Source organism: Streptomyces vulcanius (assembly GCF_042653945.1).
GTDB classification, from domain to species: Bacteria; Actinomycetota; Actinomycetes; order Streptomycetales; family Streptomycetaceae; genus Streptomyces; species Streptomyces mangrovi.
The window spans coordinates 288,133-310,116 of record NZ_JBHSFK010000008.1 but is presented as its reverse complement, the minus strand read 5'-3'; the positions used below and the strand labels follow the sequence as shown (position 1 = coordinate 310,116).

The 21,984-nt window shown below is 70.2% G+C and carries 25 protein-coding genes and 1 pseudogene; 16 read left to right on the top strand and 10 right to left on the bottom strand.

Annotated elements, in window-relative coordinates; genetic code table 11:
- Positions 1-2: 2 nt before the first annotated feature.
- Positions 3-986: a helix-turn-helix domain-containing protein gene (locus ACFPIH_RS15245; protein WP_381172035.1), complete on the bottom strand. Its 984-nt coding sequence runs from the start codon at positions 984-986 to the stop codon at positions 3-5.
- A gap of 225 nt (positions 987-1,211) precedes the next feature.
- Between ACFPIH_RS15245 and ACFPIH_RS15240 the strand changes: the two genes are divergently transcribed.
- Positions 1,212-1,517, top strand: a complete 306-nt coding sequence (locus tag ACFPIH_RS15240) for a hypothetical protein (RefSeq protein WP_381172032.1) — start codon at positions 1,212-1,214, stop codon at positions 1,515-1,517.
- A 124-nt stretch (positions 1,518-1,641) separates the two neighbouring features.
- On the top strand, positions 1,642-2,862 hold the full coding sequence (locus ACFPIH_RS15235; protein WP_381172029.1) for a cytochrome P450: 1,221 nt from the start codon (positions 1,642-1,644) through the stop codon (positions 2,860-2,862).
- A gap of 46 nt (positions 2,863-2,908) precedes the next feature.
- Here the strand turns inward: ACFPIH_RS15235 and ACFPIH_RS15230 are convergent, their stop codons facing one another.
- The 3 genes from ACFPIH_RS15230 to ACFPIH_RS15220 form a co-directional block, all read right to left on the bottom strand.
- Entirely contained in the window at positions 2,909-3,163 is a 255-nt protein-coding gene (locus tag ACFPIH_RS15230) for a hypothetical protein (RefSeq protein ID WP_381172026.1), read from the bottom strand.
- Between the two features lie 77 nt (positions 3,164-3,240).
- Entirely contained in the window at positions 3,241-4,839 is a 1,599-nt protein-coding gene (locus tag ACFPIH_RS15225; RefSeq protein ID WP_381172023.1) for an ABC transporter permease, read from the bottom strand.
- Entirely contained in the window at positions 4,836-5,726 is an 891-nt protein-coding gene (locus tag ACFPIH_RS15220; RefSeq protein ID WP_381172020.1) for an ABC transporter ATP-binding protein, read from the bottom strand. Before ACFPIH_RS15220 ends, ACFPIH_RS15225 begins: the two co-directional genes overlap by 4 nt.
- 73 nt (positions 5,727-5,799) lie before the next feature.
- Here ACFPIH_RS15220 and ACFPIH_RS15215 point away from each other — a divergent pair, with 73 nt between their 5' ends.
- Entirely contained in the window at positions 5,800-6,288 is a 489-nt protein-coding gene (locus ACFPIH_RS15215; protein WP_381172017.1) for a GbsR/MarR family transcriptional regulator, read from the top strand.
- A gap of 16 nt (positions 6,289-6,304) precedes the next feature.
- Here ACFPIH_RS15215 and ACFPIH_RS15210 read toward each other — a convergent pair whose 3' ends face one another.
- Positions 6,305-7,813 carry an APC family permease gene (locus ACFPIH_RS15210; protein WP_381172014.1) on the bottom strand — a complete coding sequence of 503 codons (1,509 nt, stop codon included), beginning with the start codon at positions 7,811-7,813 and terminating at the stop codon, positions 6,305-6,307.
- Between the two features lie 206 nt (positions 7,814-8,019).
- Between ACFPIH_RS15210 and ACFPIH_RS15205 the strand changes: the two genes are divergently transcribed.
- The 3 genes from ACFPIH_RS15205 to ACFPIH_RS15195 are packed head-to-tail and all read left to right on the top strand — an operon-like array spanning position 8,020 to position 10,828.
- Positions 8,020-9,414: an ethanolamine ammonia-lyase subunit EutB gene (locus tag ACFPIH_RS15205; protein WP_381172011.1), complete on the top strand. Its 1,395-nt coding sequence runs from the start codon at positions 8,020-8,022 to the stop codon at positions 9,412-9,414.
- Entirely contained in the window at positions 9,411-10,178 is a 768-nt protein-coding gene (gene eutC, locus ACFPIH_RS15200; RefSeq protein ID WP_381172008.1) for an ethanolamine ammonia-lyase subunit EutC, read from the top strand. Before ACFPIH_RS15205 ends, eutC begins: the two co-directional genes overlap by 4 nt.
- A gap of 35 nt (positions 10,179-10,213) precedes the next feature.
- Entirely contained in the window at positions 10,214-10,828 is a 615-nt protein-coding gene (locus ACFPIH_RS15195; RefSeq protein WP_381172005.1) for a Uma2 family endonuclease, read from the top strand.
- Between the two features lie 3 nt (positions 10,829-10,831).
- Here ACFPIH_RS15195 and ACFPIH_RS15190 read toward each other — a convergent pair whose 3' ends face one another.
- Positions 10,832-11,671 (bottom strand): diacylglycerol kinase family protein, encoded by an 840-nt coding sequence (locus tag ACFPIH_RS15190; RefSeq protein ID WP_381172002.1) that lies wholly within the window; start codon positions 11,669-11,671, stop codon positions 10,832-10,834.
- A gap of 221 nt (positions 11,672-11,892) precedes the next feature.
- Between ACFPIH_RS15190 and ACFPIH_RS15185 the strand changes: the two genes are divergently transcribed.
- Complete coding sequence (locus ACFPIH_RS15185) at positions 11,893-13,176, top strand: adenylosuccinate synthase (RefSeq protein ID WP_381172000.1); 1,284 nt, start codon at positions 11,893-11,895, stop codon at positions 13,174-13,176.
- A gap of 66 nt (positions 13,177-13,242) precedes the next feature.
- Here ACFPIH_RS15185 and ACFPIH_RS15180 read toward each other — a convergent pair whose 3' ends face one another.
- Entirely contained in the window at positions 13,243-14,274 is a 1,032-nt protein-coding gene (locus ACFPIH_RS15180) for a medium chain dehydrogenase/reductase family protein (protein WP_381171997.1), read from the bottom strand.
- A gap of 98 nt (positions 14,275-14,372) precedes the next feature.
- Between ACFPIH_RS15180 and ACFPIH_RS15175 the strand changes: the two genes are divergently transcribed.
- The 4 genes from ACFPIH_RS15175 to ACFPIH_RS15160 all read left to right on the top strand — a co-directional run bounded on the left by ACFPIH_RS15175 (position 14,373) and on the right by ACFPIH_RS15160 (position 17,399).
- Complete coding sequence (locus ACFPIH_RS15175) at positions 14,373-14,942, top strand: TetR/AcrR family transcriptional regulator (RefSeq protein ID WP_381171995.1); 570 nt, start codon at positions 14,373-14,375, stop codon at positions 14,940-14,942.
- 105 nt (positions 14,943-15,047) lie between these two features.
- On the top strand, positions 15,048-16,853 hold the full coding sequence (locus ACFPIH_RS15170; protein WP_381171993.1) for a bifunctional metallophosphatase/5'-nucleotidase: 1,806 nt from the start codon (positions 15,048-15,050) through the stop codon (positions 16,851-16,853).
- Positions 16,854-17,051: 198 nt separating this feature from the next.
- Positions 17,052-17,222 (top strand): NUDIX hydrolase, encoded by a 171-nt coding sequence (locus ACFPIH_RS15165; RefSeq protein WP_381171991.1) that lies wholly within the window; start codon positions 17,052-17,054, stop codon positions 17,220-17,222.
- 6 nt (positions 17,223-17,228) lie between these two features.
- A complete protein-coding gene (locus tag ACFPIH_RS15160; RefSeq protein ID WP_381171989.1) occupies positions 17,229-17,399 on the top strand; it encodes a hypothetical protein in 171 nt (56 codons plus the stop codon).
- Between the two features lie 10 nt (positions 17,400-17,409).
- Here ACFPIH_RS15160 and ACFPIH_RS15155 read toward each other — a convergent pair whose 3' ends face one another.
- Positions 17,410-17,940, bottom strand: coding sequence for a GNAT family N-acetyltransferase (locus tag ACFPIH_RS15155; protein ID WP_381171987.1), 531 nt, complete (start codon positions 17,938-17,940; stop codon positions 17,410-17,412).
- 219 nt (positions 17,941-18,159) lie between these two features.
- Between ACFPIH_RS15155 and ACFPIH_RS15150 the strand changes: the two are divergent.
- Positions 18,160-18,702 (top strand): annotated as a pseudogene (locus tag ACFPIH_RS15150) (DUF1062 domain-containing protein); the annotation flags it as partial.
- On the opposite strand, the gene ACFPIH_RS15145 reads toward ACFPIH_RS15150, so the two are convergent.
- On the bottom strand, positions 18,703-18,999 hold the full coding sequence (locus ACFPIH_RS15145) for an SCO4225 family membrane protein (RefSeq protein WP_381171985.1): 297 nt from the start codon (positions 18,997-18,999) through the stop codon (positions 18,703-18,705).
- 751 nt (positions 19,000-19,750) lie between these two features.
- Here ACFPIH_RS15145 and ACFPIH_RS15140 point away from each other — a divergent pair.
- From ACFPIH_RS15140 to ACFPIH_RS15125, 4 genes are all read left to right on the top strand, one after another.
- Positions 19,751-20,128, top strand: coding sequence for a hypothetical protein (locus ACFPIH_RS15140; RefSeq protein WP_381171983.1), 378 nt, complete (start codon positions 19,751-19,753; stop codon positions 20,126-20,128).
- A gap of 119 nt (positions 20,129-20,247) precedes the next feature.
- The gene (locus tag ACFPIH_RS15135; RefSeq protein ID WP_232108223.1) at positions 20,248-20,511 is read left to right on the top strand and encodes a hypothetical protein; all 264 of its coding nucleotides are present in this window, start codon (positions 20,248-20,250) and stop codon (positions 20,509-20,511) included.
- The gene (locus tag ACFPIH_RS15130; RefSeq protein ID WP_381171981.1) at positions 20,508-20,927 is read left to right on the top strand and encodes a PIN domain-containing protein; all 420 of its coding nucleotides are present in this window, start codon (positions 20,508-20,510) and stop codon (positions 20,925-20,927) included. The genes ACFPIH_RS15135 and ACFPIH_RS15130 overlap by 4 nt, the downstream gene beginning before the upstream one ends.
- 97 nt (positions 20,928-21,024) lie before the next feature.
- Positions 21,025-21,318 (top strand): hypothetical protein, encoded by a 294-nt coding sequence (locus tag ACFPIH_RS15125; RefSeq protein ID WP_381172136.1) that lies wholly within the window; start codon positions 21,025-21,027, stop codon positions 21,316-21,318.
- A gap of 10 nt (positions 21,319-21,328) precedes the next feature.
- Here ACFPIH_RS15125 and ACFPIH_RS15120 read toward each other — a convergent pair whose 3' ends face one another.
- Positions 21,329-21,979: a phospholipase D-like domain-containing protein gene (locus ACFPIH_RS15120; protein WP_381171978.1), complete on the bottom strand. Its 651-nt coding sequence runs from the start codon at positions 21,977-21,979 to the stop codon at positions 21,329-21,331.
- Positions 21,980-21,984: the final 5 nt, after the last annotated feature.

Genomic DNA, 21,984 nt, shown 5'->3' with positions numbered 1-21,984 from the left:
CGTCAGCCCCACTTCTGACGTTTCGTCCGGTCGCAGCGAAGGAACCGCAGTCCGGCCGAGGTGTCGTCGTCCAGGCAGGATCCGGCCGCCTTGCTCCTGACCTCCACCGATTCGTCGTACCAGGCGGTGAGCAGCCACTTCTGGGCGGTCGAGGTGGAGCAGGACCTGGTGCGCAGCCCGGCGCCGTCGCCGTGCAGGCATCTGCCCGTGGCGTGGTTCCTGAGCCGGCGGGTGCCGTCGGGGAAGGGATGCTCGGTCCACCGCTGGTAGCTCATCCCGTTGCAGGCGTAGGAGCGCAGCCCGAAGTCCAGGCTGTCGTCGAGACAGGCGCCCGTGGCCCGGCTGACGAAGATCCTGACCCGGTCGGTCAGGGCGGCCCCGGTGCCGTGCCCTTCCTTGTGGGTGGACAGTGACGCCGCCGCGCCCGGGGAGCCCGGACCGGAGACGGGGGCCGGCCGCCACATGAGCGGCGTGAGCGCGGCACCGACCAGCACGCCGGCGACCACCCCGGCCGTGAGGCACACCCAAGGTCTGACGAGCCGGGCAACCACCGCCCGGGCCCACCGGCGGACGGGGGAGGCCGGCCGGCCGCCCGACGCGTCGTCGCAAGCCGCGTCCACCGGGGCCGCGTCCACCGGGGCCGCGTCCACCGGAGCCGGGTTCGCCGGGGCCGGGTTCGCCGGGACCTGAAGGCCGGTGGTCGTCGCGGGCGGTGCGCACGTGCCCCGGTCCGCCGCTTCCCACAGCGCCCGGTACTCCGTCGGGTCGGCGTCCAGGGCCCGGCACAGATCACGGACGGTGGCCCAGGGCGGCACCGTGCTGCCGCGGAAGTAGCGCGACAACGACGAGTCGCTGATCAGTACCTGGCGTTCCAGCGAGCGCAGCGTGCGGCCCGACCCCTGTTGCAGGAGTCGTAGCGCCTCGCCCAGCCGCCGCGCCGCCGCAGCCGCGTCGGCAGCCTCCCGCGGCCTCCCCCTGTCGGTCATGGAGGACGTCTCCCGTGCTGCTCGTGGCGGTGTCCCGCCGACCGCTTCATGTCCCGGGACAGGAAGGTCCCAGCAGGTCAGGACCCTAGGTGTCCCGACATACGTGAAGCAAACGGGATCAGCTTGTCCGAGCCGACGTATCGCCACAAACTCCACTCACCGGCTCGCCGATCACCTCACAGGGTGAACGCGCCGGAGAACCGACCCACTCGGAAAGGAACGTCAGTGAAGAACGGGAACAGCAGGAATCGCATCGCCGCCGGCTTCGCCGCGGTGACGCTGGTGCTGGGCGGAGCGGTGGTATCCGCCTCACCCGCCACCGCCACCGCTACCTCCGCCTCCACGGCAGGTACCGCTGCCGCCGCCGTCCCCATGGACGGCCCGCCCGGGACGGTGTGGACCGGAAAGAAGTTCTGGACCATGTCCGCCTGCGTCGCCGCCGGCACCGACCTGGTCTCCAGCGGCAAGTGGGCGGACCCCTTCTGCGACGGCTCGGGCCTCCAGTACGACCTGTGGGCGCGGCCCCTGTAGCGGCGACGGCGCACACCGCCTGAACGGATCCGCACCGCACCCGCGGTGCGGATCCTCCTGACCGCAGGGCTCCTGACCAGGGGACCCCTGGTCAGGAGCCCTGCCGACGGGCTAGCGTCCGTGCATGGCAGCAGCTGACGACCTCCGCTTCGACCCCTGGGACCCCACGTTCGTGGCCGACCCGTATCCCGCGTACGCAGAGTTGCGGGAGCGCGGGCGGGTGATCTACTACGAGCCGACCGACCAGTGGCTGGTGCCCCGGCACGCGGATGTGTCGGCGCTGCTGCGGGAGCGGCGGCTGGGGCGGACGTATCAGCACCGCTTCTCGCACGAGGACTTCGGGCGGACCGCCCCGCCGGCCGAGCACGAGCCGTTCCACACGCTCAACGACCACGGGATGCTGGACCTCGAGCCGCCGGACCACACCCGGATCCGGCGGCTGGTGTCGAAGGCGTTCACACCGCGCACGGTGGAGGGGCTCAAGCCGTATGTGCGCGGGCTCGCGGAGCGGCTCGTGGACGGACTGGTGGAGGCCGGCGGCGGGGACCTGCTCACGGATGTCGCCGAGCCGCTGCCCGTCGCCGTGATCGCCGAGATGCTCGGCATTCCGGAGGCGGACCGTGCGCCGCTCAGGCCCTGGTCGGCGGACATCTGCGGGATGTACGAGCTGCATCCGTCGCCGGAGACGGCGGCGCGGGCGGTGCGGGCCTCCGTCGAGTTCTCGGAGTACCTGCGGGAGCTGATCGCCGCCCGGCGCAAGGAGCCGGGGGAGGACCTCATGTCCGGGCTGATCGCCGCGCACGACGAGGGCGACCGGCTGACCGAGCAGGAGTTGATCTCCACGGCCGTGCTGCTGCTCAACGCGGGGCACGAGGCGACCGTCAACGCCACCGTCAACGGGTGGTGGGCGCTGTTCCGCAACCCGGAGCAGCTCGCCGCCCTGCGGGCCGATCACTCGCTGGTCCCCTCGGCCGTCGAGGAGCTGATGCGGTACGACACCCCGCTCCAGCTCTTCGAGCGGTGGGTGCTGGACGAGATCGAGGTCGACGGGACCGTCATCCCCCGGGGCGCCGAGATCGCCCTGCTCTTCGGGGCCGCGAACCACGACCCGGCCGTCTTCGACCAGCCCGGGCGGCTCGATCTCGGCCGGGCCGACAACCCGCACATCTCCTTCTCCGCCGGCATCCACTACTGCATCGGCGCGCCCCTGGCCCGGATCGAGCTCGCCGCGTCGATGACCGCCCTGCTGGAGCGCGCTCCGACGCTGTCCCTCGCGCGCGAGCCACAGCGCAAGCCGAACTTCGTGATCCGGGGCCTGGAGGGACTCCAGGTGGAGCCGCGGTGAGTCGGGGAGTCCCAGAACTTCCGCACAACTTCTGGTCCGCGACCGCTCAACGCCCTTGCCGGGCCCGCCGCCGCACCCGCGCTCCGCGCCACACCCGGCCGCCGACCGTCCACAGGGCCAGCGCCGTCGCCGTGCCGCCGAGGAGGGCGAGCGGGAGTTCGGCGTAGAGGACCTTCCAGTCCGGGCTCTGCTCGAAGCGCCAGAGCCGGGAGCGCACGTCCACGGACCACAGCGCCAGCCCCGCGCCCCAGCCGAGCGCCGCGACCAGACACCCGGCGGCGGACTGCGTACGTTGTCCCATGCCCGCCAAGACGAGACCGCGCTCCCGGGGGTTCCCCTCCCGTGAGTCCGTGAGTCCGTGAGTCCCTCACGCGGCTCTTAGGTGGTCATGTCCCGGCGCCGCAGCCCCAGCAGACCCGCGCCGACCAGTGCCGCCGCCAGCGCCAGCAGGGTCAGGACCGGCGGCCAGTCCATCCCGCCGCCCGGCAGCTTCGGGAGGTGGCCGAAGGGGGAGAGGTCCAGGACGGTCCGGGGGACGTCCAGCGCCGGGCCCACCCAGCCGATCAGCAGCACCGCGCCCGCCACGCCCCAGGCCGCCTGAGCTGCCCGCGGGACGAAGCCGTACAGCAGGACCGCCAGGCCCCCGACCACCCATACGGCCGGCAGCTGGACCAGGCAGGCGCCCAGGATCGGTCCCGTCTCCTTGCCGTAGCCGAGGGCGAAGCCCAGGCCGGCCAGCAGCATGATGAGCGCCGCGCCGCCGAAGGCGATCAGCAGGTGTCCGGCCGCCCAGCGCGGTCGGCCCACCGCGGTCGCCAGGACCGGCTCCGCCCGGCCCGAGGTCTCCTCGCCGTGCAGCCGCAGCACCGACGCGACGACGTACAGTGCCGCGATCAGGCCCAGCATGCCGACCATCGAGGCGAGGAACACGTCCGTCAGGGCACTGTGCCCGCCCATCCGTTCGAAGATCTCCCGGGCCTTCTCGTTGTCGCCGACCAGGTCGGCCGCGCCCTCCGTCAGCCCGCCGTACACCACCCCGGCCAGGAAGAACCCGAGGCTCCAGCCGAGCACCGAGCCCCGCTGGAGCCGCCAGGCCAGCGCGCCGGCCGTCGCCAGCCGTCCCGCCGCCGGTCCGGGCCGGGTCGGCAGGAAGCTCATGCCGATGTCCCGGCGGCCCGCCAGCCGGTAGGCGACCGCCGCCTGCGCCGCGACGGCCGCCGCGAACAGCCCCAGCACCCACCACCGTTCGGCCGCGAACGCCCGCAGGTTCTCCAGCCAGCCGAGCGGCGACAGCCAGGTCAGTACGGACGAGCCTCCCCCAGTGCCGAAAGCCTGGGAGGTGCCCCCATCCGTCGCCGAGTCGCCCGCCGCGCGCAGCACGAACGCCGTGCCCAGCGCCGCCGCCGTCAGGCCCCGGGCCAGCCGTGCGCTCTCCGTCAGCTGCGCGGCGATCGCCGCCATCGTGGCGAACACCATCCCGACCCCGGCGAGACCCAGGCCGAACGCCACGGCCCCCGCCGCGCCCTGACCCGCCAGACCGGCCGCCACCAGCAGTCCCAGTACGGCGCTCGCGACCCCGGCAGCCAGCAGCGCGGCCGTCAGCGACGCGCGCCGGCCGACCACACCTGACGCGATCAGCTCCTGACGGCCGCTCTCCTCCTCGTCCCTGGTGTGCCGTACGACGATCAGCAGGCCGGTGACCGCGGCGAGCGCACCCGCGTAGACGCCGACGCGCCAGGCGGTGAGCGCGCCGAGGGAGTCGTCGAAGACCGGGCCGATCAGGGCGCGCAGGGAGGCGTTGGTGTCCAGCTGCCGGAGCAGGTCGGCGCGGTCGGCGGGGGTGCCGTACAGGCTCTTCAGGGTGTTCGGCATGGAGAGGACCATCAGGGTGTTGACCGCCACCCAGACGGGGATCATCAGCCGGTCGCGGCGCAGCGCGAAGCGCAGCAGCGTGCCGGTGCCGACCAGGGTCGTCATACCCCCGCCTCCTCGTAGTGGCGCAGGAAGAGTTCCTCCAGCGTCGGCGGGGTCGAGGTCAGCGAGCGCACCCCCGAGTCGGTCAACGACCGCAGTACGGCGTCGAGTTTGTCGGTGTCGACCTGGAGGCGGACCCTGCGGCCCTGTACGTCGAGGTCGTGGACGCCGGGGAGGTGCGCCAACCCGTTGGGGGGAGCGGCGAGTTCGGCCGTCACGCTGGTCCGGGTGAGGTGGCGCAGGTCGGCCAGTGAGCCGGTCTCCACGGTCCGTCCCTTGCGGATGATGCTGACGCGGTCGCACAACTCCTCGACCTCGCTGAGGATGTGGGAGGAGAGGAGGATCGTGCGGCCCTTCTCCCGCGACTCCTCCACACAGCGCTGGAAGACCTCCTCCATCAGCGGGTCCAGGCCGGACGTCGGCTCGTCGAGGATCAGCAGGTCGACGTCCGAGGCGAACGCGGCGACCAGGGCGACCTTCTGGCGGTTGCCCTTGGAGTACGTGCGGCCCTTCTTGGTGGGGTCCAGCTCGAAGCGGTCGATCAGCTCGGCGCGCCTCCCGGCGTCCAGGCCTCCGCGCAGCCGGCCGTAGAGGTCGATGACCTCGCCGCCGGAGAGGTTGCGCCACAGGGTCACGTCCCCGGGGACGTACGCGATCCGGCGGTGCACCTCGACGGCGTCCGCCCACGGGTCGCGGCCGAGGATCTGTGCGGCGCCGGAGTCGGCGCGCAGCAGGCCGAGCAGGACGCGGATGGTGGTGGACTTGCCGGCGCCGTTGGGCCCGAGGAAGCCGTGCACCTCACCGGACTCGACCTCCAGGTCGAGGCCGTCGAGCGCGTGCGTACGCCCGAAGGACTTGTGAAGCCCTGACACCGTGATGGCCTTCGTCATGCGTCCGAACGTACGCTTCCTTCAGAAATTTGTGAAGTTAAGGAAGAGAGTGAATCTCGGTTAGAATGCGGTCATGAGCGAGAACGGGCGGGACACGGAGGCGGTGTCGAGGTTCGTCGAGTCCTTCGCGGCACAGCTCGTGGAGGCCGGGATGCAGCGCATGGCGGCCCGGGTCTTCGCCGCGCTCCTCGCCTCCGACGAGGGAGTGATGACCTCGGCCGAACTGGGCGAGCAGCTGCGGATCAGCGCCGCGGCGGTCTCCGGGGCGGTGCGCTACCTCGCCCAGACGCACATGGTGTCGCGCGAGCGGGAGCCCGGCTCGCGCCGGGAGCGCTACCGGGTGCACGGCGACCAGTGGTACGAGGCCCTGACCAACCGCGACGCGGTCATCAAACGGTGGGAGGGCGCGCTGCGCGAGGGGGTCGCGAGCCTCGGACCCGACACCGCGGCGGGACGCCGGATGGCCGAGACACTCGCCTTCTTCGAGTTCATCGACGGCGAGCTCTCGGCCATGATGGAGCGGTGGCGGGCCCACCGCGAGGAGCTGTTCGGAAAGCCCTAGCGTTCCCGAGTCTTCCCTAGCGTTCCTTGGTTTCTTCCAGGACCGTCCGCCCCAGCAGCTGGTACCTGTCCGGGTCGCGGCGCTTCAGGAACTGGGCGTAGCCGATACCGCCGATCGCGATCAGGGCGACGATCCACGGGGTCGCCCTCAGCACCAGCGAGCCGGACTCCGCACCGGCCGCGACGCCCATGTTGGACACCAGCAGCGTCACCACGGCGAGCATCGCGACCCCGCCGACCAGCGGCGCGGCGAAGGTCCTGAACCAGTGCCGGCTCTCGGGGTGGTGGGAGCGGAAGTACACCAGCACCGCGAACGAGCACACGGCCTGCACGACGAGGATCGCCATCGTGCCGAGGATGGCCAGCAGGACGTACGTCCCCGTGTACGGGTCCTTGCCCGCCGCCCAGAACGCGAGCAGCAGCACCGCCGTGATGGCCGTCTGCACCAGCCCCGCGATGTGCGGGGAGCCGTGCCGTTCGTGGGTGCGCCCGACGGTGCGCTTGAGCGAGGGCAGGACGCCCTCCCTGCCCAGGGCGTACATGTAGCGGGCGGCGCAGTTGTGGAAGGCCATGCCGCAGGCCAGCGAGCCGGTGATCATCAGCCACTGCATGACGACGACCGCCCAGTGGCCGACGTACTGCTCGGTGGGGTTGAAGAACAGGTTCAGCGGGTTGTCGGTGGCGACCTTCACGGCGTTCGACTGACCGGTGCCGGTGATGGCCATCCAGGACACGAAGACGTAGAAGACACCGACGCCGAGCACGGAGATCATCGTCGCCTTGGGGATGATCTTCTTCGGGTTGCGGGACTCCTCGCCGTACATCGCCGTCGACTCGAAGCCGACCCACGACCAGAAGGCGAAGAAGAGCCCGAGACCGGCCGAGGTGCCCTTGAAGGCGTTGACCGGGTTGACCGGGTCGATGCTGAAGCCGTCGGGGCCGCCGCCGTGCAGGGCCACCGAGATCGCCATCGCCGCGAGGACCGTCACCTCGGTGGCGAGCAGGACGACGAGCAGCTTCTCCGCGACCGAGACCCCGAACCAGGTGCCCGTCGCGTTGATCGCGAGCATCAGCACCGCGAACGCCCACCACGGGATGTCGAGGCCCGTCTGGTCCAGAAGCGTCTCGGTGGCGAAGGTGGAGAAGATGCCGATCAGCGCCGGCTCGAAGACGACGTACGCGAACGTCGCGAGCAGCCCGGAGGCGAGGCCGACCGAGCGGCCGAGGCCGTAGGAGATGAAGCCGTAGAAGGCGCCGGTGGAGGTGATGTGCTTCGCCATCGATGTGAAGCCGACGGAAAAGATTGCCAGGACGACCATTGCGACGAGGTAACTCGCGGGTGCGCCGATGCCGTTGCCGGCCGACACCATGAAGGGCACGTTGCCCGTCATCGCGGTGATCGGCGCGGCGGTCGCCACGGCCATGAAGACCACGCCCAGCAGCCCGATGGCGTTGGGCTTGAGCCGATGCACGCCCTCTTGTCCCGCACTGCTCGCCGCCGGTGCGACGCTCTCGTCCACTGCCATCGGGTGGCCCCTCCTCCTGCTGTTCCTGCTGCCGCTTCTCTGGTGTGCCTGGACCGGAATCCTGGAGGCCGATTGAGTCGGGAGGGCGAAGCGTGGCGTTAAATGTAGGTCAACTAGACCTTTAGAATTCCGGTGTGTCGAACGCCCCGGTTAACTCTCGGGCAGCTCGTGGACCGCCGTGGCCCGCACCTCGTAGCGTCACCCGCATGAGCGCCTACACCTCGACTCTCGGCGGCGAGCGCCACCGCTTCGGCTCGCTCGCCCGCCTCCTCGCCGCCGCGAGCCCCGAGCGCTCCGGCGACCGTCTCGCCGGCCTCGCGGCCGGTTCGGCCCGCGAACGGGTCGCGGCGCGCTGGGCGCTCGCGGACGTCCCGCTGACCGACTTCCTCGCCGACCCGCTCATCCCGTACGAGGACGACGACGTCACCCGGCTCATCCACGACACGCACGACGCCCCGGCCTTCGCCCCGGTCGCGTCGATGACCGTCGGGGAACTGCGGGAGTGGCTGCTGTCGGAGACGGCGGACACGGCGGCGCTCACCGCGCTGGCACCCGGGCTGACGCCGGAGATGGCAGCCGCGGTGTCGAAGCTGATGGGGAACGCGGACCTGGTCGCCGTCGCCAGGAAGGTGCGGGTCGTGACCGCCTTCCGCTCGACGATCGGCCTCCCGGGCCGCCTCGCCACCCGCCTCCAGCCCAACCACCCCACCGACGACCCGGCGGGCGTGGCGGCGGCCCTCCTCGACGGCCTCCTGCTCGGCTCCGGCGACGCGGTGATCGGCATCAACCCGGCGACCGACAGCCCGAGGGCGGTGCGCGACCTGCTGGAACTCCTCGACGGCGTCATCGACCGCTACGCCATCCCCACCCAGTCCTGCGTCCTCAGCCATGTCACGACCACCCTCGACCTGATGGAGCGGGGCGCACCGGTCGACCTCGTCTTCCAGTCCATCGCCGGTACGCAGGCCACGAACGCCTCCTTCGGCGTGACCCTCGGCCTGCTCGACGAGGCGCACGAGGCGGCGCGGGCACTGGGGCGGGGGACCGTCGGCCGCAACGTCATGTACTTCGAGACCGGGCAGGGCAGCGCGCTGTCCGCCGGGGCGCACCACGGCGTGGACCAGCAGACGGTGGAGGCCCGCGCCTACGCGGTCGCCCGCCGCTACGACCCCCTGCTGGTGAACACGGTCGTCGGCTTCATCGGCCCCGAGTACCTCTACGACGGCCGCCAGATCCTCCGGGCCGCCCTGGAGGACCACTTCTGCGGCAAACTCCTCGGCCTGCCGATGGGCCTCGACATCTGCTACACCAACCACGCCGACGCCGATGACGACGACATCGCCACCATGCTGACCATGCTCGGCGTGGCCGGGGCGTCCTTCGTGATCTGCACCCCGGGCGGCGACGACATCATGCTCAACTACCAGTCGGCCTCGTACCACGACGCCCTGTACCTCCGAGAGGTCCTGGGCCTGCGCCCGGCCCCGGAGTTCGAGACCTGGCTCGACTCGATCGGCCTCCTGGACGAGCGCGGCGGCATCCGGGAGATCTCCACGACGACCCACCCGCTGACGGCGATCGGAAGGGGCCTCGCGGCATGAGCACCGTGGCAGGAAGCAGCAGCGGGGGCGCCGACCTCTGGCCGGAGTTGCGCCGCCGTACCCAGGCCCGTATCGGGCTCGGCCGGGCCGGCTCCGCCCTCCCCACCCGGCACCGCCTGGAACTCCAGGCCGCGCACGCGGCGGCCCGGGACGCGGTGCACTCGCCCTTCGCCCCGGACGCGGTCGCGGCGCAGCTCACCGGCACCCCGGTGATCCGCGTCCGCAGCGCGGCCCCCGACCGCCTCACCTACCTCCAACGCCCCGACCTGGGCCGCCGTCTGGACCCCACCGACCGGGCACACCTCCCCGTCGGCGACTGGGACGTGGTGTTCGTCGTCGCCGACGGACTGTCCAGCCGGGCCGTCCACGACCACGCGGCGGCCCTGGTCCGCGAGACGACCGCCCGCCTTCCGGACCGCCGTATCGCCCCGGTCGTCCTCGCCGAACAGGCCCGCGTGGCCCTCGGCGACGACATCGCGGCGGCGATGGGCGCGACGGCGGCCGTCGTCCTCATCGGCGAACGCCCCGGCATGTCGGCGGCGGACTCCCTGGGCGCCTACCTCACCTACCGCCCGGTACCGGGTGTGACGACGGACGCCGACCGCAACTGCCTCTCCAACATCCGCCCACCCCTGGGCCTGGACTACGAGAAGGCGGCGGCGAAGCTGGCGGCGCTGCTGGGACGCGCGTGGGAGCTGGGGGTGACCGGGGTGGGGCTGAAGGACGAGACCGACACGGACGGCGTAGTCGATCGGCTGCCCTGAGTCATGACTGGTTCGTGACGAGGGGAGGGCGCATCATGACACTCATGGCAGAGCGACCGGTGATAAGCGGCACCAAGCCTCGCAGCGGCTTCGAGGAGCTTCTGGATCTCCTCGACGAGCTGAGCGTGCCCGACGGCTACAAGGCCGAGATCATCAGGGGGAGCATCGTCGTGTCGCCGTGGTCGAAGGGGTTCTACACCCGCGTGATGAAGCTGGTGTGCAACCAACTGGAGGGATACCTCCCCGAAGGTCACATGATCGAGCGGGCACCGGACCTGTTCGTGTTCCCCGGGGTCGAGCGCGCCTTCGGACCGGATATCCATGCCGCGCACGAGCAGACCTACGAGACGGACAGCAATCACCTGGACGGAGAGGGGCTGTCTTTCGTGGCGGAACTGACCTCTGCCTCCACCAGGCGTGAGGATCTCACGGACAAGGTCGAGGTTTACGGAAAGGTGGGTGTCCCCATCTACCTGATCCTCGACATGCAGGAGGAGGAAGCCATCGTCTACGGCTCCCCCTCCACGAAGGGCTACGAGGTCCGCTTCAGCAAGCCCTTCGGCGAGAAGCTCTACATCCCGGACCCGTTCGGCTGCTCCCTCGACACAGCCGGATTCCAGCGGCCGGAGAAGGACGACGACCAGGCCTGAGGCTCACCGCCCCGCAGGTAGCACCAACCCCAGCGCGCCCTCTCGCACGGTCCACGTCCGCCTCCGCACCGGCCCCGCCACCGCCGTGTCCGCGCGGTAGCGGAAGTCTGCCCCCGAGACCGTCACCGTCCGCCCCCGTGCCTCCAGCGGCAGCGCCTCCGCGCCCACCGACACCGGCCGGACGACCACCTCGGCCACCCCCGCCGCGCACGGGGTCACCGACACACCCTCCACCGGCTGGTCGAGGTCGACCAGTGTCACGCCGTCCACCTCGACCCGGAGCCGGGACGGCCCCGGCGGGGGAGAGGCGGCCGGCGTCGGACGGGAGGGGACGAGGGTGCGGACCAGGGAGTGCAGCCAGGGCCGGCCGCCCGGAGCCGCGACCCCCTCCCGCGGAGCGAACTGCAACGGCGGAATCCGCAACGCGCCCAGCACCACCCCGTCGCTGTCGTCCACCAGGAGGTCCAGCCGCCGCTCGGAGCCGTCCAGGACGGCCCGCGCCGCCGCCACCGCCCCCGTGGGCACCCCCAGCGCCTGCGCGACGCCCAGCGCGGTCCCCACCGGCACGACGGACAGCACGCATCCGGCCAGTTCCCGCTGCCGGTGCAGCAGGGACACCGTCCGCATCAGCGCCCGGTCGTCACCGACGACCACCGGCCGCCGGGAGCCGCGCCGGGCCAGTACCCGGGCAAACTCCTCCGCGTCCTCCGGAAGACAGACCTTGGTACTCGCCGCACCCGCGCTGAGCACGTCTTTCACGATCCGTACGGACTCTCCGTCCGTCCTCCGGGCGACCGGATCGATGATCACCAGCAGCTGGTCCGGCGTCGCGAAAGTCGCCACCTCGGTCCTGCCTCGCTTCCTCGGGTAGCATCTTTGTGCAAGAGCCCCTTGCGCTATTGCGCCAGGGGCTTCGTCTATTCCGGGGCATCCGGGTCCGACAGAGTGCGGCCGAAGACGGTCGTGGTGCGACCAACGGCGGTCGCGGTGCACGCGGTGGTGGCAAAAACCGCCGCGTACGCCCCTGACCTTGGACATGCCCCACCCGGAAGGGGTGTACGCGCGTGCCCGCACTTGTGCTGCTCGGTGCTCAGTGGGGTGACGAAGGCAAGGGAAAGGCCACCGACCTGCTCGGTGGCTCGGTGGATTATGTCGTGCGATACCAGGGCGGCAACAACGCCGGCCACACGGTCGTCGTCGGTGACCAGAAGTACGCACTCCACCTCCTCCCTTCCGGGATCCTCTCCCCCGGCTGTACGCCGGTTATCGGAAACGGCGTCGTCGTCGACCCGTCGGTCCTGCTCTCCGAGCTGAGCGGTCTGAACGAGCGCGGAGTCGACACGTCGAAGCTGCTCATCAGCGGCAACGCGCACATCATCACGCCCTACAACGTCACTGTCGACAAGGTGACGGAACGCTTCCTCGGTAAGCGCAAGATCGGCACAACCGGCCGGGGCATCGGACCGACCTACGCGGACAAGATCAACCGCGTGGGCATCCGCGTCCAGGACCTCTACGACGAGTCGATCCTCACGCAGAAGGTCGAGGCGGCGCTCGACGGCAAGAACCAGCTGCTGACCAAGCTGTACAACCGCCGTGCGATCGCCGTCGACCAGGTGGTCGAGGAACTGCTGGGCTACGCGGAGAAGCTCGCTCCGTACGTCACCGACACGGTCCTGCTCCTCAACCAGGCCCTGGAGGCGAACAAGGTCGTCCTCTTCGAGGGCGGTCAGGGCACGCTCCTCGACATCGACCACGGCACGTACCCCTTCGTCACCTCGTCGAACCCGACCGCGGGCGGCGCCTGCACCGGCTCCGGCGTGGGCCCGACGAAGATCAGCCGGGTCATCGGCATCCTCAAGGCGTACACGACCCGCGTCGGCTCGGGGCCCTTCCCGACCGAGCTCTTCGACGAGGACGGCGAGGCACTGCGCCGCATCGGCGGCGAGCGGGGCGTGACGACCGGCCGTGACCGCCGCTGCGGCTGGTTCGACGCGGTCATCGCCCGCTACGCGACCCGCGTGAACGGCCTGACGGACTTCTTCCTCACCAAGCTCGACGTCCTCACCGGCTGGGAGCAGATCCCGGTCTGTGTGGCGTACGAGATCGACGGCAGGCGCGTCGAGGAACTCCCGTACTCGCAGTCGGACTTCCACCACGCGAAGCCGATCTACGAGACCCTCGCGGGCTGGTCCGAGGACATCACCAAGGCGAAGTCCTTCTCCGAGCTGCCGAAGAACGCCCAGGCGTACGTGAAGGCGCTGGAGGAGATGTCCGGCGCCCCGATCTCCGCGATCGGCGTGGGCCCGGGCCGGGACGAGACGATCGAGATCAACTCGTTCCTCTGATCGTCCCTACGCGTGTGCCCCTGACCGGTGCCATCGGTCAGGGGCACACGCGTGTGGGGAACCCCGTCACGGATTCAGCACCACCTTCCCCGCCACCGTCCCCGACTCCGCCAGGCGTAGGGCGTCGGCGGCGCTGGTGAGGGGGAGGCGGGCCGCGATGCGGGGCGTGACCTCGCCGCGCTGGAGGGCGGTGAGGACCTGGGTGAGGTCGGTGCGGAGGCGGGACCGGAAGCGGTTCTTCGAGAGCGCCCGCCCGGCCCAGACGTTGAAGAAGTAGGCGCGGCGGCGGTTGGGCAGCGCGTTCCACAGCCAGACCCGGCCGAGCAGCTTGAGCACGGGCGTCTGCCTGGAGCCCTCGTCGTCCCGGGTGGAGGCGCTGCCGTAGGAGACGAGCGTGCCGCCGGGGGCGAGGAGGCGCCAGGAGTCGACGATGCCGTTCCCGCCGACGTGGTCGAAGACGGCGTCCACACCGCCGGGGGCGAGTGCGCGGATCCGGGCGGCGACGTCCTGGGCGCGGTAGTCGACGGGGGTGACGCCCTGGGCGCGCAGGTCGTCGTGGTGGCGGGGGGACGCAGTACCGATCACCTTCGCGCCCGCCGCCCGCGCCAGCTGGACCAGGACCGAGCCGACGCCGCCGTTCGCGCCGTACACGACGACGGTCTGCCCGGCACGTACGCGTGCCTTGCGGTGCAGCATCTGCCACGCCGTGATGCCGTTGAGCACCAGGGTCTCCGCCTCCGCCGCGTCGACGCCCTCGGGTACCGGCACCACGTCCGCCGCGTCGACGACCACATGGCTGGCCCAGCCGCCGACCTTGAGCAGCGCGGCCACCCGGAGGCCGGCCAGGCCGGGATCGACGCCCTCGCCGGTCGCCAGGACGGTGCCCACCAGGTCGTAGCCGGGCACGAACGGGAACGGCGGCTGGTCCCAGTACCGCCCGCGGCGCATCTGCTGCTCGGCGAACGACACCCCGGTGGCCTCCATCCGCACGACGACCTGCCCGGGGCCCGGCGCGGGCACGGCCCCGTGCCGGATCTGGAGCCCCTCCGGCTCGACCTTGCCCGGCAGGACGACCTCGACGAGTCCTTCGGCGTTCATGACGACCTCCGTATGCGTGTAAGTGCTTTTCGCGTTCGTTAGAAGTTGTAACGCAATGACGGGGTGAGTGTCAATAACTTCAGTGATAACCTCTAACCATGACGAAGGCTGAGGCTGCGAACACCCCCCGCGAGCGCTACCGGGCCCAGGTCCGCGCGGAGGTCAAGGAAAGAGCCTGGGAGCAGATCGCCACGGCGGGAGCGTCCGCGCTCTCCCTCAACGCGATCGCCAAGAAGATGGGGGTGAGCGGCCCCGCGCTGTACCGCTACTTCGCCAGCCGCGACGAACTGATCACCGAGCTGATCAGGGACGCGTATCGCAGCCTCGCCGACACCTTCCGTGCGGCGTCCGAGCCCGGCCCCGATCTCGCGGCGCTGGCGCACGCCCTGCGCGGCTGGGCCCTGGCCGACCCCCACCGTTACTTCCTCGTCTACGGCACCCCGATCCCCGGCTACCACGCCCCCGACGACACCACCGGGATCGCGAAGGAGATCATGGGGTCCCTGCTCGACGCGCTACCCGGGTCGGACACCCCGCCCCTCGCCCGAGCCGTCCCCTTCTGGACCCGCCTGCACGGGGTCCTCTCCCTGGAACTGGCGGGCCACTTCTCCGGCATGGACGTCGACCCGGACCAGCTCTTCGAAGCCGAGCTGAAGAGCCTTATTTAGCTTTGTTGACCGGGACATGGCCTGTTCCTGGTTCCGCAGGGGAGCGGCGGACGGCAAGCATCTACGCGGGTAGTGCCGTCAGTCCCACCTCCCTCAGGAGCCCCCGTGAAGCGTCGTGAGTTCGTGCAGAAGTCGGCCGTGACCGGAGCGGCGGTGGCCGTCACCGGAGCGGTCGGCGCAGGCACCGCCGAGGCGGCCCCCGGCCGCAAGCCCGGACACAAGCCCGAACACAAGCCCCGTACCTGGACCTTCTCCATCCTGGGCACCACCGACCTGCACAGCCACGTCTTCGACTGGGACTACTACCAGGACGCCGCCTACTCCGACGCCAAGGGCAACTCCGTCGGCGTCGCCCGCGTCGCCACGCTCATCAAGCAGCAGCGCAAGGCCAAGGGCGAGGAGCATGTCCTCCTCGTGGACGCCGGCGACATCATCCAGGGCACCTCCCTGGCCTACTACTTCGCGCGCGTCGACCCCATCACGAACGGCGTCCGGCACCCGATGGCCGTCGCCATGAACCACATGCGCTACGACGCCGCCGCCCTCGGCAACCACGAGTTCAACTACGGCATCGAGGTGCTGAGGAAGTTCGAGAAGCAGTGCCACTTCCCGCTGCTCGGCGCGAACGCCCTCGACGCGAAGACGCTGCGCCCCGCGTTCCCTCCCTACACCGTGAAGCGGATCCGCGTCCCCGGCGCCCCGGACATCAGGATCGGCATCCTCGGCCTCACCAACCCGGGCATCGCGATCTGGGACAAGGACAACGTCAGCGGGAAGATGGTCTTCCCGGGCCTGGTCGAGCAGGCGAAGAAGTACGTGCCGAGACTGCGGGCGCTGGGCTGTGACGTCGTCTTCCTGACGGACCACTCCGGCCTGGACGGTTCGTCCTCGTACGGCGACGAACTCCCGTACGTCGAGAACGCGTCGAACCTCGTCGCCGAGCAGGTCCCCGGCATCGACGCGATCCTCGTCGGCCACACGCATGTCGAGGTCCCCTCCTACACCGTGAAGAACGAGGAGACGGGAGAGGAGGTCCTCCTCTCGGAGCCGTACTGCTGGGGCTACCGCCTGAGCGTCTTCGACTTCGAGGTCGAGTTGGAGCACGGGCGCTGGAAGGTCACCGGCAAGACCGCCCAGACCCTCAACCCCAACACCGTGGACGAGGACCCGGAGATCAAGAAGCTCCTCCAGGCCGACCACGAACTGGTCGTGAAGTACGTCAACACGGCCGTCGGCACCTGCACGGCCGACCTCTCGGCGGCGGAGTCCTGCTGGAAGGACGTCCCCATCATGGACTTCATCCACGAGGTCCAGATGCAGACGGTCAAGGCGGGACTGTCGACGTCGGACGCGGCCCTGCCGCTCATCTCCGTCGCCGCGCCCTTCTCCCGCACGGCCGACATCCCGGCCGGGAACGTGACGATCAAGGACATCGCCGGGCTCTACATCTACGACAACACCCTCTACGGCAAGAAGCTCACGGGCGCCCAGCTGAAGGACTATCTGGAGTACGCGGCGAAGTACTACCACCAGGTGCCGGCGGGGACGGCCGTGGACACCGCCACCCTCACCAACGCCAACAGCTTCTGGGACTACATGTACGACACGGCGGCGGGCGTCGGCTACGACATCGACATCGCGCAGCCGGAAGGCTCCCGGATCAAGAACCTCACCTACGACGGCACGGCCGTGTCGGACGACCAGGTCTTCGTCGTCGCCGTCAACAACTACCGCGCGAACGGCGGCAGCGGCTACCCGCACATCGCCGCCGCCGACATCGCGTACAGCTCGACCAACGAGATCCGCCAGCTGATGATCGACTACGTCGTCGGAAAGGGCACCCTGAACCCGTCCGACTTCGCGGCCACCAACTGGAGGCTCACCCAGGCGGGCACGCCCGTGTTCGCGTAGCGGCGCCCGCTCCTCCTCGCTGGCCGGAAGTGTCCTGGCCCTCCGGCCGGCGAGCCTTCCGGCCCTGCCGGGCCGGTTTCGTGCGCCGTGGTTGTGGCTACGATCCGTGGCGGGGAGGTGGCTGCACGTTCATGAAGATCATGAGGCGCTCGGGGGAACCGCTGTCCGAACACGAGGTACCTGCGGCACTGGACGCGGATGGAATCGTACGCCGGCTCGCGGAAGCCGAAGCTGTCGCACGAGCACAGGGAACTCGGGCTGTTCTCCTACCGCGAGATCCCGGGACTCGTGATGCCCGAGGCGTACAAGAGGACGATCGAGGCGTGGGGCCTGCGCGGCACGGGCCGACCAGCCGGCACCGGGGACTGACGCCCGATGAGTTCCGCCGTGGCCGCCGGTCTGTATCTCCGACAGGCGATCAACCGCACCCCGGGAGAGCATCATGACCGCGACCTATACCGGGTGTTCGCGCGGCCGGACGCGAACGTCGTGAGCGGCGACGCCGTCGACGGCGTCGCTGTCTACCGGCCCAAGTTGCACGTCTGATCCGGCAGGCCTACGGCTTCCAGTCCTGGGCGAGGAGTCCGAGCAGCACCTCGTCGAGAAACTCGCCCAGCACCCAGGCCGAGGAGCGCAGCACGCCCTCGCGGACGAAGCCGTTGCGCTCGGCTGCGCGCAGCATCGCGGCGTTGTCCGACAGCGTCTCGATCTGCAGTCGCTGGAGGCCGCGCACGACGAAGCCGTAGTGGCACAGCACGGCGACCACGTCGGTGCCGTAGCCCTTGCCGCGAGAGGACGGCAGCAGTCCAAGGCCGATGTGCGCGCACCGGTTGTGGCTGTCGATGCCCCACAGCGTCGCGGAGCCGACCAGCGTGTCGCCCTCCAGCTCCACCACGGAGAACCGGACGATCCCCTCCTGCTTGTCGTCCACCACGAGCCGCGGATCCTTCGAGCCGGGCGGGATCGGCCGCCACGGCCAGCCTTCGGCCCGCGAGGCGTTGACCACGTCGTTGTAGAGCTCGACCCGCAGGATCGGGATGTCGTCCTCGTGCCGGGCCCTGAGCCCGACCTTGCTGCCCCTCAACATGCGAACTTCCTATCCGACCGGGTTCGCCGACGGCAAACAAATAACCAGTGGAACAGCGCCGCCGCACGCCATTACCTTGCTGCCGAACCAAGTTGTCCAGGCAAGGACGTGGCCGTTGTACACCGTGTGAGACCTCCCGAGCGCTGATCTGTCGCGCGTCGCACCTGTGCGCCGCGCTGCTTTTTGCTGCGGACTTCTCACTGGAACCGGTGTACTTCTGTGCTCAATAACTGGGCGGTCGTGCCCACCTGCCTGCCACTCGTTCTCCGCCGCTGCCACGCGTGCGCGTCCGAGAGCTTTCGGGCAAGCGGCAAATTCCGCGTCAACGCCAACCACAAGCTCATCGACGCCTGGCTCCTCGTGCTCTGTACCGCTTGCGGGGACACCGCGAAGCTCACGGTCCTGGAGCGGGTGAATGTGCGCTCCGTGCGACCTGACCTGCTGGAGCGGCTGCATGACAACGACCTTGGCCTGGCAGCCGAGTTGCTCCAGGATCCGGTCGTGCGGCGCCGTAATCGCATCGCCCTCGACTGGGACGGCGCCTGGCGCCTCGACACCGGCGGATCGGATCACCCGGACCGCGAGGTGATCGACGTCTCGGTCCGCTTCGCGGCGCGGATCCCGGTCCGACCGGTGCGGCTGATCGCCGAAGGCTGCGGTCTGTCGCGGGCCGAGGTCGAGAGACTGATCACGGAGGGGAATCTCGTTTCGGCAGTCCGCCTGAGCGGCAAGCTCTCCGGCGACTTCACCTTCACCCTCAAGCTAGCTGGTGCCCAGGCGGCGGGTCCCGGTGAGCCCTCGGTACGCGGCACCGAGCAGGGCCGCCTGGACCACCGCCCCGATCGGCACCCCGATCCACGCGAGCGCGCCGGGCGCCGCGGCGAACAGCAGCGACGTCGGGGCGGTGACGAAGAAGAGCCACACCCCGGCGAAGCTGGCGTCCGCGTGCGTCACGAGCAGCGTGTCCACCGCGACCCATCCGGCGACGGCGGCCACGAGTGCCAGGTAGCCGAGGGCCACGGGGGTACGCAGGGCCGAGGTGAAGGAGCGGATGTTCATGGAGAGCCTCCTGGAGATCGTCTGTGTGACCTCCACGATGCCGCTCCCCGGCCAACGGCCGCGTGAGTAGCGGTACTTACCTTTGCTGAGGTGAGTACCTACCGAGGAAGGCGGCCCAGGACTCACCGGAGACGGTGCTCTCTGCTGCGCACCGCGCTTCACTCCGGGGGTGAAAAGTGGGAACTTCCGCCCGGGTAAACCCCGTTCCAGCTTGCATTCGTCGCTCTGCGTACCCGTAGAGTCACGGCCAACAGAAATGCCCCCGCGATGCGCCAACACCCGGGGGCTCGACACAAGGACCAAGCTCCTCATGCGGATTCATCGTACGACGCCCAAGCGCGCCTTTTCCGTCTTCTCCAACGCCCTTCTTCGCGACCGGAGCCTCTCCTGGTGCGCGGTCGGCGTACTGACGTACCTCCTCAGCCTTCCGGACGGCGCCCGCGCCACCATCCGAACCCTCGCCGAGCAGCGCAAGGAGGGGCGGGCCCGGATCGCCTCCGCCCTGCATGAGCTGGAGGAATCCCGGTATCTGCGGCGGGTGGTGCGGCAGGATCCGGAGACGCGTCAGTTCTCTACGGTGTATGAGGTATTCGATACTCCGTACGGGGATGAGCCCCCGGCGGGTGAACCTGAAAAAGTTCAGGATCGGGCCTCCGGCGAGTCGGGAGACCCGGCCGAAGGCGCTACCCCTTCGGGGGAAAAGACCGGGGAACAAGAACCTCCCTCCCCGCCGCCTGCCGAGCCTGAAGCGGTGAGCGAGCGCACCGCGCTGGCCGCCGAGCTGCTCGGCTCGCTCGGCCGTACACACCCCGGGCTCACCCTTGGCGCCGCCGAGGCATTGCGGCTCGCGCCGCTCGTGGAGGCGTGGTGGGACGCGGGGGCGAGCAGCATGCAGGTGCGGGCCGCTCTGACGGATGGGCTCCCCGGCCGCGTTCATTCGCCGCAGGCCCTGGTCGAGAACCGTCTACGCCGTAAGCGTCCGGCTCCGCCGACGCCGACTCCCGCGACGACCGTCGAACTCGAACTGCGCAAGCCCGGCGCGGAGGCGTTCCGCGACGCGGCCCGCCGGGGCGGCGCGGCGGTCCGGGCCCTCATGCGGGGCCAGCAGCCCGCGCCCGCGCCCGCGTAGGCGCACACAGACCTCTGGTCGTACGTCCGTGCGGGCCAGGTCCCCCAACCGAAAGGAACGCGATGACCGCGTTGCTCGAAAGGCCGGAGACGACGGTATACCGGCGGTATACTTGTGTCATGGCTGACACCACCGTCAAGGTCGACCCCGCTGTCCGTGACCGCCTCATGGTGCTTGCCCGCGAGCGCGGGATGACCATGCGGGACCTGATCGCCGAGCTGGCGGGGGCCACGCCCACGCAGGAGGAACTGCGCAAGCGGTACGAAGAGACCAAGGCGTACTGCGAGACGCACTTCGGCGTGACCCTCACGGACGAGGACCACGACCGGGTGGAGAAGGTCTGGCAGGACCTGGAGGCCGGACGGCCGGTGGACAGCCTGTGAGCGGGGCGAGGGCCGGGGCAGGCTCGACCGGTGTCGTCTTCGACGAGTCGGCCCTGCTGGCGCTCGGCTCGGGGAACTCGCTGGCCTCGCAGTTCGTGGCGAACACCGAGCACGGGCCCACCCGGCACGTGTACGTTCCCGCGCTCTGTCTGGCTGCCGCCGACGGCATGCGCAAGGGCCTCGCGGAGCACGTCGGTGCGCTGCCCGCAGTGGAGATCGTCGAGTTGGACTTCGCGGGTGCCTCCACCGTGGGCGCGCTGCTGCGTGACGGGGTGGAGTGGCGGCTCGGGCATGCGGTCCATCTCTCCCGGCCGACCGTCGACTGGCCGGACGGGCGGCATGTGGTGACCGTCGACCCGGATGTGTACGCGGACATGCCTCTCGTGCGGACCATCCGGTTGCCGCACCAGAGGTAGGCGATCCAGGGGGTGCCCTCGCCAGGGGCGATCCCCTTTGCGTGGGCATATCCTGAAATGGTCAGACGTGCACATCGAGCAGAAGAAGGTGACCGCGATGCGCATGATGCTGAAGGCGTCCATGGACACGGAGAAGGCCAACGAGCTGATCCGGAACGGGACTCTCGGGAAGGTCATCGAGGAGTCCATGGCGCAGATCAAGCCCGAGGCGGCCTACTTCACCGCGGACGGTGGCCGACGCACCGCCTTCATCTTCTTCGACCTGGAGGACTCCTCCGACCTGCCGGTGATCAGTGAGCCCTTCTTCCTCGAACTCGGCGCCGAGCTGACCTACACCCCTGCGATGAACAGGGAGGACGTCCAGAAGGGCCTGGCCAGGCTCGGCAAGTGATCCTCGATCCTCAGCTGAACACGATCATCGAGCCCTGCGCCAGACTGCGGGTCGCCGCCGCGTGCAGGCCGAGCCAGACGTGCCGTTCTCGGGCGAAGGGGGAGGGGTCGTAGGGTGCGGCGACGGCTGGTTCCTCCAACTCCGTGGGAGCGGAGGGGGGTTGCGGCGGGGCCGGTGGGTTCGTGGGGTCGATGCCGATCGACGGGGCGACGAACTCCAGCTCCCTGAGGAGGGACTGGGAGGAGCCGAGCGGGCCGCCGCCGGCCAGCAGGTCGTCGTTGGCGAGGGGATGCGGGAAGTCGACCGGGACGTACGCGCCCGCGTGGTCGTAGTGCCAGACCAGGTGCGACTGCTGGGCCGTCGTCTCGAACATCTCCAGGAGCTGCTCGTAGTCGCCGCCCAGGGCGTCCACCGGCGTCACCGGGAGCTGGCACACCTGCAACAGATACGCGCGGCGCAGGAAGTGCAGCGCGTCGTAGTCGAAGCCGGCCACCGGGGCGACATCACCGGACAGGCCTGGCATGTACTGGTACACCGGCACCGGCGGCAGTCCCGCCTCGGCCAGCACCTTGTTGTACTGCGCGAGTTCCTCGGCGAACGGGTTGTCGGGGGTGTGGCACAACACGTCGACGAGCGGTACCAGCCACAGGTCACAGGCCAAAGAGA

Coding starts and splice junctions, on each gene's coding strand:
- ACFPIH_RS15235 (WP_381172029.1), top strand. CDS start 1,642: ATGGCAGCAGCTGACGACCTCCGCTTCGACCCCTGGGACCCCACGTTC.
- ACFPIH_RS15245 (WP_381172035.1), bottom strand. CDS start 986: ATGACCGACAGGGGGAGGCCGCGGGAGGCTGCCGACGCGGCTGCGGCG.
- ACFPIH_RS15225 (WP_381172023.1), bottom strand. CDS start 4,839: ATGACGACCCTGGTCGGCACCGGCACGCTGCTGCGCTTCGCGCTGCGC.
- ACFPIH_RS15220 (WP_381172020.1), bottom strand. CDS start 5,726: ATGACGAAGGCCATCACGGTGTCAGGGCTTCACAAGTCCTTCGGGCGT.
- eutC (WP_381172008.1), top strand. CDS start 9,411: ATGAGCACCGTGGCAGGAAGCAGCAGCGGGGGCGCCGACCTCTGGCCG.
- ACFPIH_RS15180 (WP_381171997.1), bottom strand. CDS start 14,274: ATGAACGCCGAAGGACTCGTCGAGGTCGTCCTGCCGGGCAAGGTCGAG.
- ACFPIH_RS15230 (WP_381172026.1), bottom strand. CDS start 3,163: ATGGGACAACGTACGCAGTCCGCCGCCGGGTGTCTGGTCGCGGCGCTC.
- ACFPIH_RS15165 (WP_381171991.1), top strand. CDS start 17,052: ATGGAATCGTACGCCGGCTCGCGGAAGCCGAAGCTGTCGCACGAGCAC.
- ACFPIH_RS15205 (WP_381172011.1), top strand. CDS start 8,020: ATGAGCGCCTACACCTCGACTCTCGGCGGCGAGCGCCACCGCTTCGGC.
- ACFPIH_RS15195 (WP_381172005.1), top strand. CDS start 10,214: ATGACACTCATGGCAGAGCGACCGGTGATAAGCGGCACCAAGCCTCGC.
- ACFPIH_RS15215 (WP_381172017.1), top strand. CDS start 5,800: ATGAGCGAGAACGGGCGGGACACGGAGGCGGTGTCGAGGTTCGTCGAG.
- ACFPIH_RS15145 (WP_381171985.1), bottom strand. CDS start 18,999: ATGAACATCCGCTCCTTCACCTCGGCCCTGCGTACCCCCGTGGCCCTC.
- ACFPIH_RS15175 (WP_381171995.1), top strand. CDS start 14,373: ATGACGAAGGCTGAGGCTGCGAACACCCCCCGCGAGCGCTACCGGGCC.
- ACFPIH_RS15155 (WP_381171987.1), bottom strand. CDS start 17,940: ATGTTGAGGGGCAGCAAGGTCGGGCTCAGGGCCCGGCACGAGGACGAC.
- ACFPIH_RS15160 (WP_381171989.1), top strand. CDS start 17,229: ATGAGTTCCGCCGTGGCCGCCGGTCTGTATCTCCGACAGGCGATCAAC.
- ACFPIH_RS15135 (WP_232108223.1), top strand. CDS start 20,248: ATGGCTGACACCACCGTCAAGGTCGACCCCGCTGTCCGTGACCGCCTC.
- ACFPIH_RS15210 (WP_381172014.1), bottom strand. CDS start 7,813: ATGGCAGTGGACGAGAGCGTCGCACCGGCGGCGAGCAGTGCGGGACAA.
- ACFPIH_RS15125 (WP_381172136.1), top strand. CDS start 21,025: ATGCGCATGATGCTGAAGGCGTCCATGGACACGGAGAAGGCCAACGAG.